This is a genomic window from Nocardia sp. NPDC005978 (genome assembly GCF_040614455.1).
Lineage (GTDB): Bacteria > Actinomycetota > Actinomycetes > Mycobacteriales > Mycobacteriaceae > Nocardia.
Map to the genome: position 1 here is coordinate 79,664 of NZ_JBEXUS010000026.1, position 11,257 is coordinate 90,920.

General features: G+C 69.7%; 14 protein-coding genes. 10 read left to right on the plus strand and 4 right to left on the minus strand.

Annotation, left to right across the window (positions count from 1 at the left end; all coding sequences use genetic code 11):
• Positions 1-139: 139 nt before the first annotated feature.
• From ABZ319_RS14815 to ABZ319_RS14830, 4 genes are all read left to right on the plus strand, one after another.
• A complete protein-coding gene (locus ABZ319_RS14815; protein ID WP_354986922.1) occupies positions 140-358 on the plus strand; it encodes a hypothetical protein in 219 nt (72 codons plus the stop codon).
• Between the two features lie 121 nt (positions 359-479).
• Positions 480-1,664: an alpha/beta fold hydrolase gene (locus tag ABZ319_RS14820; protein WP_354986923.1), complete on the plus strand. Its 1,185-nt coding sequence runs from the start codon at positions 480-482 to the stop codon at positions 1,662-1,664.
• A 50-nt stretch (positions 1,665-1,714) separates the two neighbouring features.
• Positions 1,715-1,993 carry a hypothetical protein gene (locus ABZ319_RS14825; RefSeq protein WP_354986924.1) on the plus strand — a complete coding sequence of 93 codons (279 nt, stop codon included), beginning with the start codon at positions 1,715-1,717 and terminating at the stop codon, positions 1,991-1,993.
• Positions 1,990-2,406, plus strand: coding sequence for a hypothetical protein (locus tag ABZ319_RS14830; protein WP_354986925.1), 417 nt, complete (start codon positions 1,990-1,992; stop codon positions 2,404-2,406). The genes ABZ319_RS14825 and ABZ319_RS14830 overlap by 4 nt, the downstream gene beginning before the upstream one ends.
• Positions 2,407-2,422: 16 nt before the next feature.
• Here ABZ319_RS14830 and ABZ319_RS14835 read toward each other — a convergent pair whose 3' ends face one another.
• On the minus strand, positions 2,423-3,895 hold the full coding sequence (locus ABZ319_RS14835; RefSeq protein ID WP_354986926.1) for a phospholipase D-like domain-containing protein: 1,473 nt from the start codon (positions 3,893-3,895) through the stop codon (positions 2,423-2,425).
• A 202-nt stretch (positions 3,896-4,097) separates the two neighbouring features.
• Between ABZ319_RS14835 and ABZ319_RS14840 the strand changes: the two genes are divergently transcribed.
• The 3 genes from ABZ319_RS14840 to ABZ319_RS14850 all read left to right on the plus strand — a co-directional run bounded on the left by ABZ319_RS14840 (position 4,098) and on the right by ABZ319_RS14850 (position 6,778).
• A complete protein-coding gene (locus tag ABZ319_RS14840) occupies positions 4,098-4,751 on the plus strand; it encodes a TetR/AcrR family transcriptional regulator (protein WP_354986927.1) in 654 nt (217 codons plus the stop codon).
• A 35-nt stretch (positions 4,752-4,786) separates the two neighbouring features.
• A complete protein-coding gene (locus tag ABZ319_RS14845) occupies positions 4,787-5,677 on the plus strand; it encodes an alpha/beta hydrolase (RefSeq protein WP_354986928.1) in 891 nt (296 codons plus the stop codon).
• A gap of 342 nt (positions 5,678-6,019) precedes the next feature.
• The gene (locus ABZ319_RS14850) at positions 6,020-6,778 is read left to right on the plus strand and encodes a phosphotransferase (RefSeq protein WP_354986929.1); all 759 of its coding nucleotides are present in this window, start codon (positions 6,020-6,022) and stop codon (positions 6,776-6,778) included.
• A 45-nt stretch (positions 6,779-6,823) separates the two neighbouring features.
• Here ABZ319_RS14850 and ABZ319_RS14855 read toward each other — a convergent pair whose 3' ends face one another.
• Both ABZ319_RS14855 and ABZ319_RS14860 read right to left on the minus strand, forming a co-directional pair.
• Positions 6,824-7,387 (minus strand): dihydrofolate reductase family protein, encoded by a 564-nt coding sequence (locus ABZ319_RS14855; protein WP_354986930.1) that lies wholly within the window; start codon positions 7,385-7,387, stop codon positions 6,824-6,826.
• A gap of 171 nt (positions 7,388-7,558) precedes the next feature.
• Positions 7,559-8,425 carry an alpha/beta hydrolase gene (locus ABZ319_RS14860; protein WP_354986931.1) on the minus strand — a complete coding sequence of 289 codons (867 nt, stop codon included), beginning with the start codon at positions 8,423-8,425 and terminating at the stop codon, positions 7,559-7,561.
• Between the two features lie 97 nt (positions 8,426-8,522).
• On the opposite strand from ABZ319_RS14860, the gene ABZ319_RS14865 reads away from it, so the two are divergent.
• Both ABZ319_RS14865 and ABZ319_RS14870 read left to right on the plus strand, forming a co-directional pair.
• On the plus strand, positions 8,523-8,939 hold the full coding sequence (locus tag ABZ319_RS14865; RefSeq protein WP_354986932.1) for a helix-turn-helix domain-containing protein: 417 nt from the start codon (positions 8,523-8,525) through the stop codon (positions 8,937-8,939).
• 79 nt (positions 8,940-9,018) lie between these two features.
• Positions 9,019-9,396, plus strand: a complete 378-nt coding sequence (locus ABZ319_RS14870; RefSeq protein WP_354986933.1) for a VOC family protein — start codon at positions 9,019-9,021, stop codon at positions 9,394-9,396.
• Positions 9,397-9,401: 5 nt separating this feature from the next.
• Here ABZ319_RS14870 and ABZ319_RS14875 read toward each other — a convergent pair whose 3' ends face one another.
• A complete protein-coding gene (locus tag ABZ319_RS14875; RefSeq protein WP_354986934.1) occupies positions 9,402-10,160 on the minus strand; it encodes a serine protease in 759 nt (252 codons plus the stop codon).
• A gap of 261 nt (positions 10,161-10,421) precedes the next feature.
• Here ABZ319_RS14875 and ABZ319_RS14880 point away from each other — a divergent pair, with 261 nt between their 5' ends.
• Positions 10,422-11,012, plus strand: a complete 591-nt coding sequence (locus tag ABZ319_RS14880) for a hypothetical protein (RefSeq protein ID WP_354986935.1) — start codon at positions 10,422-10,424, stop codon at positions 11,010-11,012.
• Positions 11,013-11,257 lie beyond the last annotated feature (245 nt).

Genomic DNA, 11,257 nt, shown 5'->3' on the forward strand with positions numbered 1-11,257 from the left:
TGATCGCTTGGGCGGCTTGGGGTTTCCATCGGGAGGCGCGCGACGCCCGCTTTCTCCGAATCGCTCTCGCCCACGGCGGATTCCTCACCATCCCCCGCACCGACCACCCACACCACTGCGGACAGCACAGGAGCCGAGCATGACCAACCCCTTCGCCTACATCCCCAAGACCGACCGGCCGGCGGTCTATCACGGCCCGCCCGCCCCCTACACCCGCTTCTCCGATCGCGACATCGAACGCCGCCTCCGCGACCACGGTGAGGAGTGCGAACGGGACGACTGCGCCATGCTCCGCCACCTCCGCAAGCTCGAGGCCGAGCGTGCCGAGCGTCGCCGGGCCACGGACCACCCCGGCTGACCCGCGAACCGGGCAGTCGATTCCAGCTCGGGAAATGCCCGTGTTTCACCGATGAACGACCGGCCGGTTTGGCAGAATCGCCTTCGAGACAACCTCTAGCTATCCACGAAGGTGGGGCGTCATGCCCAAACTCGGCAGGCTCGCAACGATCGCCGTGGTCGTGGTTTCACTCCTCGTCGCCCTGGCGGTCGTGGAATTCACCCGGCTGCATGGCGACGAGGAGGAGCGTTCGGGCCTCGCGGCGTTCTACGCACAACCCGCGGATGTCCTCGACGGCCCGCCCGGCTCGGTGATCAAGAGCGAATCCCTGATCGGCACACCGGCCGCCGCGAATGCCTGGCGAATCATGTACCGCACCACCGACGTGCACGGCTCCCCCGCCGTGGCGACCGGTGTGGTCATCAGCCCGGCCGACCCCGCGCCCGAGCGCGGGCGGACCGTCCTGGCCTGGGGGCATCCCACGACCGGCGCGGCCGAGAACTGCGCGCCCTCACGCGGTTTCGACCCGTTCCTCGACATCGAGGGCCTGCGCTTCCTGCTCGATCGCGGCTACACCGTGGTCGCCACGGACTACGTCGGCATGGGCACCCCCGGCCCCGACTCCTACCTGGTCGGCCTGACCGCAGCGCACGCCGTCCTCGATTCGGTGCGGGCCGCGCGGGCGATCGAGGAGGCGCACGCCGGGTCCTCGGTGATCCTGTGGGGCCATTCGCAGGGCGGCCAGGCTGTGCTGTTCTCCGCCGAGAACGCCCCCGCCTACGCCCCCGAACTCGACATCGTCGCCGTCGCGGCGGCCGCACCGGCCGCCGACCTCACCGCCCTGATGCGCACCCACCTGAACGACATCTCCGGCGTGACGATCGGCTCCTATGCCTTCACCGCCTACGCCACGGTCTACTCGGACACCGCCGGCGCCCACCTCGACGACATCCTCACACCCAAGGCGCAATCGATCGTCCCCGAGATGAACCAGCTCTGCCTCATCAAGAACATGTCCGAACTCCACCGCATGGGCGAGCCCCTGGTCGGCGACTTCACCTCCCACGACCCCACGATCACCCCACCCTGGAGTGATCTCCTCGCCCAGAATTCCGCCGGCTCACGCCCCTTCGCCGCACCCCTCTACATAGCCCAGGGCCGCGACGACGAACTGGTGGTCCCCGCCGACACCGACGCCTTCGTGGCCAGGGAACGCCAACTCGGCATCACCGTGACCTACGAACAGATCCCCGGCGCGACCCACGCGACGGTCGCCTACCTGGCGATCCCCACCCTCCTGTCCTGGCTCGACAAAATAGGCCACTGACCACGTCGAGAAGTACGGAATATCCTGAGCATTCCGGATATTCTCAGAGCATGACGCAGGATGCGAAGGACAAGCGGGCCAAGACGACCATGTCCACCCTGCCCGCAACTCGCCAACGGCTTGCCGACTTCGCAACGAGCGACGAAACCGTCGACCAAACTCTCAATCGACTACTCGACACGGTGCAATCGATCAAGGTCCGGGCACGTACCGCCTGGGAAAACCGCAAGGCCGCCGCCCAAGCGGATCCCCAAGCATGGCAGGCCGGAGCACTGCAGGCCGATATGCTCGCCGCCCGAGCGGCCACACGACAGGCAGGCCGCGGATGACCGGAACCGGGTATGTCTTCGACGAGTCGGTCCTGCACGCTTACGCGTTCGGGTCCCTGACCACATCCAGCCTCATCGCTCACCTGTCCGATCGCGAAATACGCATCGCGATACCGGCATTGGCACTGTCCTGCGCGAAAGCCGGCCTCAGCGAGGAACAGCGGGAGGGGCTCGACGGTGTCATCGACAATGTCGACACCTTGGCACTGACCGGACTCTGCACACTGTCCGACACCAGCGAATTCGCCGATGTCCTGGCCGCCTCGAACTGCATCGACCTCGCCGCGGCCCACACCATCACCGTGGCACGGCATTTCGACTGGGAGATCATCACCCACGACCGCTCTCGATGGAAGGACATCGAGGCAGCGCTGCCGTGGCCGATCGAACTGGTCGAACTCGCCGCCGAGTAGCCCGCCGCCGAGTAAGTCAGCCCGTGGCCTTCATCCGGCGCAGGCCGCGACTCAGCAGCGGGCGGTCCCACAGGCTGGGCGGGGTGCGCTCGGGATCCATGAGCTCGTTCTCGGCCAGGGCGCTGTCCTCGTCGGCGACGGTCTCGGGTTCGAAGCGCACCAGGGTACGGCCGGGGGCGCGCAGGGCCTCGACCGTGCGCAGGAGAGAACCGGTTTCGGCGAGGGTGGCATCGAACTTCGCGGGATCGGCCTCGAGGTGCTCGCACAGCAGCTGGCGGCGGATGCCGAGGATCGTGTCGCGCAGCTGATCACCGTTCTCGGTGTCGGGGGTGACCTCCACGGCCAGATCGCATTCGGTGTCGAAACCCATGGACCGGTTGTTGAGATTGGACGAGCCCACCCGCAGCAGCCGGTCGTCCATGACCAGGATCTTGGCGTGCACGTAGATCGGCTCGTCGGCGGCGGTGACCGGGTAGTAGACGCCCAGCCGCCGATGAATATCGGCCTGCCACAGCAGATGCAGCAGGCGACGACGCGCGCCGTCCATCGCGAGCTGCTCGAGCCAGCCGTCGGCGTTGCGCGGCAGCACCAGCACGATCTCCGGACCGTTCGGTTCGCGCAGCCGAGCGGCGATCGCCTCGGCGAGCTTGCGCGAGGCCAGGTACTGACTCTCGATGTACAGGGACTTTCGCGCACCGGCGATCGCGGCCAGATACAGCTGTTCGATCTCCCGGACCTCGGCGCGTTCGGCCAGTTCGGGGAAGGTGCGCGCGATGCCGAGGTCCACCGATTCCATGGTGGGCTCGAGCCCTTCGGGCCACGGCGAGTCACCCTCGAGCGCCTCGACCGGATCGAGCCGCTCGCCCGTGGCCGCCTGCCAGCGCGCCCGCGCCAGCTCCCCGATCGCCTGCGCCGCTTCCCCGTCGACGGCCGTGGTCGCGTCGTGCCAGGGCCCGTAGCGATTGCCGTTGGGCTCGGTGCGGAAGTGGTTGTCGTCGCGGTGATCGCTGGTGTCCCAGCGGTCGACCGTCATGTCGATGCCGCCGCAGAACGCGAGCGCGTCGTCGATGACCACGATCTTCTGGTGATGCGCCGATCCCAGCGGGTGCGCGCCGTCGATCTCGAAGTGCAGGCGCCGGTCGGTCATCCAGTTCATGACGAAGATCGGGGTCATCCCGCGCGTGATGGCCGCGAACGCGCCCACGTTCCATTTCAGCAGGTAGATCTCGAGATCCGGGCGTTGTTTGGGCAGCCAGGACAGGAATTTACCCAGGCGGTTGGGCCCCTCGAGGGTCTGCTCCACCGGCTCGAACTTGATGCGGGTGTCGAAGTCCCAGCCGATCAGCACGATCCGCTTGCGGGCCTGCAACATCGCCGACTTGGCGTGCTTGAAGTAGTCCGCCGCGTCGACGATGACCGTCAGTTTGTCCGCCCGCGCGACCTGCCAGCACGTCTCGCCCGGAGTGAGAATCCGCTGCTCGTCATCCATCTGCAATCAGCTCCATCATCCGCCACCCGTCCCCGCGGGTGAACACTCGACACTACTGCGCCATACCCACTCCCACTTGTGTTGCACGGGTGAACTTTCCGTCGCTCTCGGCGCGGTGCGACCGTGGTCACAGCGCCGAGCGGCCCTCGGTGCAACATACCGCCCGGCATCCCCGTCGACTCGAGGTGTTACGATACGGACCGTGCCGTTTCGTAATAGGGAAGTCGCCACCGGCGAGTCCACCACCGGCCGCCCCCGCGACCCCGCGCGCGAGGCGGAGATCCTCACCTGCGTTCTCGAACTCCTCGGCGAGTCCGGGTACGACGCTGTCTCCTACGAGGCCGTCGCGCGCCGCGCCGGGGCCTCCAAGGCCACGCTGTACCGGCGCTGGGAAACCAAGCGCGACATGGTGGTCGCCGCGATCAAGGCCGGTCCGGCGGCCGGGGGCGATGCGGTGGCGGTGGACACCGGCTCGCTCCGGGGCGACCTGCTCGCGCTGTGCGAGCGCCTCGACGGCACCCTGCGCGCCGCCGACGGCGCGATGAGCCTGATGCTCTTGCAGGCGGGCCTCGAAGACCCCGATCTGTGCCGTCACCTCGAGGAAGCGACCGGCCCCACCGGCGCGAAGCTGCCGGCGGCCGTCCTCGCGGCGGCTGTCGAGCGCGGCGAATTGCCCGCGGGCGCCCAGCCCTTCCCGTTCGAGGAAGTCGCCGGATCCGTGCTCTTGCTGCGCAGGCTCAACGGCCTGCCGTCCGGCCCCGACTACCTGGCCACCCTGGTCGACACCATCCTCATTCCCGCGTTGCGGGCGAGCGCGGATCACACCGGGCCCGTACTGCGCGCGCTCTTCTCGTGAAACCCCGGGTCCGCCCGGTGAAAGGTTGTGCAGCCATGACGAATCCCGTGATCGAGGGCTTCGAGTACCGACGCCTCCCCGGCGTCGACGGCATCGAGTTGAACGCCGCCGTGGGCGGCAGCGGAGAGCCGGTCGTGCTGTTGCACGGCTTCCCGCAGACCCACCTCATGTGGCGACACGTCGCCCACCTGCTGGCCGCCGACCACACGGTGGTCGTGCCGGACCTGCGCGGCTACGGCGAGAGCGACGCCCCGCCCGAGAGCGGACCCGGCACCTATTCCAAGCGCACGATGGGCGCGGACGTCGTGGCGGCCATGGCGGCCCTGGGCCACGAGCGCTTCGCGGTGATCGGTCACGACCGCGGCGCGCTGGTCGGGGTCCGCGCGGCGCTCGATCATCCCGAGAACGTCACCCACCTCGGCATTCTGGACGTGCTGCCGACCCTGGACACCTGGGGCGTGCTGCACGGTGTGGACGCGAAAGTCGCCTGGCACCTCTACCTGATGGCCCAGCCGAACGACCTGCCCGAGCGGATGATCGCCGCGGTGGCCCCCGATTTCTTCGGCTCCTTCCTCGACGCCTGGGATCCGGCCGGCGCCACCTTCCCGCCCGAGGTCCGCACCCACTACATCGAAAGCTCCACGCGCACGGTCCCTTCCATCGTCGCGGACTTCCGCGCGACCGCGGGCATCGACCTGGACATGGACCGCGCCGACCGCACCGCCGGCCGGACACTGACGATGCCGGTGGCCGTGATCTCCCAGGACTGGGGCTCCCACCTCGGCTTCGACGCCCTCGCCCTGTGGCGTCAATGGGCGGACGAGGCCACCTATCAACCGATCGACGCCGGCCACTTCATGGCGGAGGAACGGCCCGAGGAGGTCGCGAAGTTCACCCGGGAGCTGCTGGGGCGCAGGCCCTCCTGACGGGGCGGCCGGTTCCCCGACGTGGAACAGACCCCCAGCGGATCGGCCACTCGCGAAGGGCGTGGTCCAATCGTCCCGCCGTCACCGCCGAGCCGTCCCACCGACCACGCCGCACGCGTTCGGTAGCCGGGGTCGGTCGGCTGGGCGCGACGCACGTGTGAACCCGGCGGGAACGACTCCCGACGAACTGTTCAGCCGCCCACGAACAGGCGTGAGACCCGAGCACGCCGTCGACGCCGAGCCGTCCCAACCGGCTGTCACGCGTCCCCCGATCGGTCACCGAGGCGGGCGACGGCGGTGGGAGGCCCGCGTGCATCCGTGTGGCCGACTACCTTTCGTAGGGTGGAATTCTCCGGAGGATGGGACAGTCGGGCGACCCTGGTGGACGGACGCTGGGTGGTGCGCACCCCGCGCCGGCCCGAAGTCGAAGCGCAGCTGCTCCGGGAGACCGAAGTCATGCCGTGGCTCGCGGCCCGGCTGCCGCTGCCGGTCCCGATTCCCGAGGTGGTGACCCGCACGCCGTTGGTGGTACGTCACCCGCTCGTGCCCGGTGAGCCGCTCGAGTCGCCGGTCGCCGAGCACGGCCGCGCGCTCGGGGAGTTCCTGCTCGCCCTGCACGGCACACCTGCCGAAACCGCCTGGGACCGTGGTTTCCCGCGCGCGGAGCGCACGCGCGACGAACGGGAAGCGGCGGACCGCCGGTTCCGCGCGGAAGTGCTTCCGTTGCTGCCGGACTCACACCGGCAGCGGGCGCTGAACCTGCTCGACGCGATCCTCCGCTCCCCCGCCGACACCCTGGTTCACGGCGATCTCGGCCCCGAACACGTGCTGTCCGCCGGTGAACACCTCACGGGCGTCATCGATTTCGGCGACGCGCATATCGGCGACCGCGCGATCGACCTGGCCTGGGCACTGTTCGGCACCCCGGCCGAGTTCGCCGGCGAACTGTCCCGGACCTACGGGGTGACCGATGCCCTGCGCACCCGCGCGCTGGCCTGGCATCGCCTCGGCCCCTGGTACGAGGTGTTGCACGGCGCGGACATCGGCGACCCGGAGGTGGCGGCGGAGGGTTTGACCGGCGTGCTGGCCCGGCTCGGCTGACACCGCCGCGGAGTCCGCGTGCGGCCCGGTCGACGCTGTCGCCGGTCAGCGCCTGGTTTCGTACTTGGCCAGCAGGACGCCGCCGGGGAACGTCCTGGTCTCCACCAGGTTCAGGTTCACCCAGTTGTCCACGGGGGCGAAAAACGGTGTGCCCGAACCGATCAGCACCGGGTGGGTGACAACCGTGTACTCGTCGATCAGCCCCGCGCGCATGGCCGCACCGGCGAGGGTCGCCCCGGCGATGTCCATGGGCGGGCCGTCCTCGGCCTTGAGGCGCGTGATCTCGGCGACCGCGTCGCCGGTGACCAGGCGGGCGTTCCCGTCGACCGCCTCGATCGTCGAGGAGAACACGACCTTCGGCATGTCCCGCCAGCGGCGGGCGTACTCGATGTGCGCCGGTGTCGCACCGGGCTGCTGATCGGCGGTCGGCCAGTGCGCGTTCATGCCCTCCCACAGTCGGCGGCCGTACAGCGCCAGCCCCGTCGACCCGACCCGGTCGGACCAGAACCCGAACAGCTCGTCACCCGAGGTGCCCCAGCTCAGATCGTCTCCGGGCGCGGCGACGTACCCGTCCAGACTGAGGTTCATGCCGAAGGTCAGTTTTCGCACAGCGTCACACTCCCGTGAGTCGGTATTCGATGTACAGACCCAACCCATACCGCGCCCGAGGCGTTCGTAGCGCGCCACCACCGCTGGACGGGTTGGTCGCCCCACGACCACCGTAGGTGTTGTCAGCCCTCCCAGCCGCCACCGCACAGCAGCGGCGATCCCGCGACGCGATCAGGCGGGTAGCCCGGCCAGGAAGGGCAGCAGGAGGCCGAGCAGTTCGCGCGGCCGGTCCAGCGGGATGATGTGACCGCAGTCCGGAATGACATGTCCCGCAAGGTCATCGGTGATCGGGCGCAGCTGTCGCTCCAGGGCGTCACCGACCGGGTGCGCGCCGATCGCGAGGGTGGGCACGGTGAGCCGGCCGGCCGCGGCGAGCTCGAGCTGGCGGGTGCTGACCGGCAGGTCCCGGTAGTAGGAGAAGGCGCAGCGCAGGGCGTCGTCTTCGGCGTAGGCCGCGACGAACGCGGCGTGGATGTCCGGCCGGACGCCACGGCCGCGGGTGCCGGTGGCGAGGAACCAGCCGATGTACCGGGCTTCGTTGCCGCGCAGGACCGTTTCGGCGAGTCCGGGCGCGGCGTGGAATCCGAACCACCACGGCGGGCCCGCGGCCAGGAAATCCTCGGCCCCGGGGAGCCTGCCCAGCAGAGCCTCCATGACCACCAGCCGTCGGACCCGGCCGGGATGGCGCAGGGCGAGCAGGACCGCGACCGGCGTGCCGGCGTCGATCGCGACCACGGCCGCGGTGGGTTCGCCGAGCGCATCGAGGATTCCGGCGATGTCCTCGGCCAGTGTGCCGGCGTCGTAGCCGTCCGGGGCGCGGGTGCTCGCGCCGAAGCCGCGCAGGTCGGGGGCGATGACCCGGTAGTGCTCGGCCAGCGGACCGATGATCTCGGTCCACAGTCGCCACGTGTGCGGAAAGCCGTGCAGCAGAACGATCGCGGGGCCGGAGCCGGCGAGAGCGACATTGGCGGTGATGCCGTTCGTCTCGATCCCGCGCAGCTCGATCGGGGTGACGGTGGGTGCTGACGTGTGCGGCATGGGACTCCCTGTCGGTTACCATCGGTTACCAGGAAACGGTAGGTAACGTCTGCCGGGCCGTGAAGAAGGCACTTTCACGACAGGTGGTGAGGTCCAGGTGACCACTCGATCGGCGCACGCCCATACGCCCGCGCGCGGTGATCTGTTCGACGCGCAGTGTCCGACCCGGCAGTTGCTGGACCGGATCGGCACGAAATGGACCTCGATGGCGGTCAAGGTCCTCGCGCAGGCCGCGCCGGACGAGATTCGGTTCGCCGAACTGCGGCGGCGGATGCCCGGGGTATCGCAGAAGATGCTGTCGGTGACCCTGCAGAGTATGGTCCGGGACGGTCTGGTCGTGCGCCGGGTCGAGCCGGCCGTGCCGCCCCGCGTGCACTATCGACTCACCGAACTGGGTCTGTCCCTGGAGATTCCGCTGGCCGCCCTGCGCACCTGGGCCGAGGATCATATGGCCGCCATCGACCACGCCAACGCCGTCAACGACGCGGCGGCCGAGCCATCCGCAACCGAGTAGCGCTCCCCCGAAGCCCGATCGGAGGACAGCATCGATCAGCGTCCGGTTTAGCCGACTTCAGATCGGCAACCCTCTGATCATGATCGGAACGCTTCGTTCGATTGTCCTGGACTGCAAACATCCCGCAGAGCTCGCACGCTTCTACCGCAAACTGCTCGGCGGCACGGTGGAGGACGCCGATGAGACGTGGTCGGTGCTGACCGACCCCGCGGGCAGGCGGTTCGCATTCCAGCTCGCGCCCGACCACAAGCCGCCGCTGTTCCCCGATCCGCAGGGCTCCCAGCAATTCCATCTCGACATCGAAGTGGGCGACATCGACATCGCGCAGCCGGACGTGTTGCGACTCGGCGCGACCCGCGTATCGGACGCGATGGGCGAGGACCGCTTTCGCGTGTTCCGGGATCCGGCGGGCCACACGTTCTGCCTGGTGTGGGGCAAGACCACCGGCGACAGCTGAACCGTTCAGCAGCCGTTCGCGGTGAAACCGATGGGCAGTACATCGCCGCGCCCGCCGGCCGCCGCCCGATCGAGCAGCGCCTGGATCGCGGGACCGTACGGGGTCCCGTACTCCACCTCGGCGCAGCCGCCCTGCTCGTGCCCGCCGGTCACGCCGACCAGGTGACCGTCCTGAACCCAGGGGCCGCCGCTGGTGCCGTCGCCGAAACCGGCGCAGTCCAGGGCTATTCCGTCCGCCCCGGCGGCCAGGGGCGCGGTGCAGGTGATCGGGCGGCCGCCCGGGCCCAGCGGGTACCCGCTGACGGTGACGGGCACACCGGCGCGCGGCGCGGCGACCGGCAGGCCGGGCACCACGTCCTCGATCTTCTTGCCCGCACGCGGGGCGACCCGCAGGACCGCGATGTCGCGGGCGGGATCGAACGAGCGCGACCAGGCGGGGTCGATGTACATGTCGGTCACCGTCCACACGCCCGCCGGGAGTTCGGCGTCGCGCAGCAGCGGCGCGAACTCGATGAGTGCGCCGGGGCCGAACACGCAGTGCGCGGCGGTCACCACCAGATCCCGCGACGGCGAGGCCACCACGGCCCCCGAGCAGAAGTGCGGGCCGCCCAGGCGCGGGACCACGCCGAAAGCGCTGGGGTAGAACAGGGCTCCGGCGGCGGGGACCGAGTCGGCGGGGGTTGCCACCGGGCCCTGCGCCCACGCCGCGTGCGGGGCCGCGAAGCCGACGAGAACACCGCACAGGACGGCCACTATGTGTCGCATCACAGGGAGGGTAGCGAAGGGCGCGCCGATCGTGAAGCTCCGAAGCGCCTGCCGCCCCGGATTTCTCGCACGGTGACCACCGCGATTCGTGATTCGCGCGGAATCGGGGGCTCGGCACCGCGGGGCTCGGAGCGGCCGGTCGCCGCCGATCGACACGTTTGCCGCGGGGAAGCCTCGGGTATCGCAGCGCCGAACGTGGTGTGCGGCAGATTTATCCGGCCCGTCGCGCATCGGAGACACGGCATGGAAGTGGTGGTGGCAGTGAGTGAGACCGACACGGACTCGCGATTCGAGAACGAGACGTTGCACATCGGGCGCTGGCGGGAGACCGCCGAGCCGGGTTCCGGCGATCCGGCACTGCTGACCGAGGTACCCGAGCAGTACAACGTCGTGATCGTCTCCGGCGAGCGCGGGCACGACGCCATCCCCGATTTCCGCCCGGCGCGGTTCTCCCGCCGGGAGTTTCGCGCACAGGTCGACGCCCTGCACGAGCAGGGCCGCACCGTCCTGCTCGCGATCGGCGGACCGGACGCCCGCGTCGACCTGCGCGACGGTCAGGAAGAGGCGCTGTTCGAACGGCTCATCGAGCTGACCGATGACTTCGGGTTCGACGGGGTCGTGCTCGAACTGGCGCAGTCCGCCGCCCGGGCCGGCGACAATCGGATCGTCATCCCCGCCGCGCTCAAGGCCACGCGGTTGCACCACAGCGCCGAAGGTCGCGCGTTCCGTATCGGATTGACGGCGGGAGCCGGGGACGCGAACTCTGCCGCCGAAGGCGATCTGCCGTTCGGCGAGGAGCTCGAGGGCCACTACGACTTCGTCGCGCGGGATGGTCACGTCGAGCGCGCATAGGCTCGGCGGTCCGGCGTAGGCGCTCGGTTTCGGCGCTCGATGGTCGGGTGTCGGCGCGCGACCGGCCGTCCCGCGAACCGCTGCGAGACAGCCGATTACGGTGTGACGCTCGATCAGCCGCGCCGCCGGAGGATTGCCACGCCGATCGCCGCGACCGACACGAGAATCGCCGCGCCAACGCCGAGCAGGATCACCGTGTTCGAGCTTCCGGGCGCGGCGGTGTCGCTCGGACCGGCGGCGTCCGC

Bases quoted from the DNA above. Each gene is read 5' to 3' on its own strand.
- ABZ319_RS14815 (WP_354986922.1), top strand. From the start codon at position 140: ATGACCAACCCCTTCGCCTACATCCCCAAGACCGACCGGCCGGCGGTC.
- ABZ319_RS14835 (WP_354986926.1), bottom strand. From the start codon at position 3,895: ATGGATGACGAGCAGCGGATTCTCACTCCGGGCGAGACGTGCTGGCAG.
- ABZ319_RS14830 (WP_354986925.1), top strand. From the start codon at position 1,990: ATGACCGGAACCGGGTATGTCTTCGACGAGTCGGTCCTGCACGCTTAC.
- ABZ319_RS14820 (WP_354986923.1), top strand. From the start codon at position 480: ATGCCCAAACTCGGCAGGCTCGCAACGATCGCCGTGGTCGTGGTTTCA.
- ABZ319_RS14845 (WP_354986928.1), top strand. From the start codon at position 4,787: ATGACGAATCCCGTGATCGAGGGCTTCGAGTACCGACGCCTCCCCGGC.
- ABZ319_RS14860 (WP_354986931.1), bottom strand. From the start codon at position 8,425: ATGCCGCACACGTCAGCACCCACCGTCACCCCGATCGAGCTGCGCGGG.
- ABZ319_RS14875 (WP_354986934.1), bottom strand. From the start codon at position 10,160: ATGCGACACATAGTGGCCGTCCTGTGCGGTGTTCTCGTCGGCTTCGCG.
- ABZ319_RS14825 (WP_354986924.1), top strand. From the start codon at position 1,715: ATGACGCAGGATGCGAAGGACAAGCGGGCCAAGACGACCATGTCCACC.
- ABZ319_RS14870 (WP_354986933.1), top strand. From the start codon at position 9,019: ATGATCGGAACGCTTCGTTCGATTGTCCTGGACTGCAAACATCCCGCA.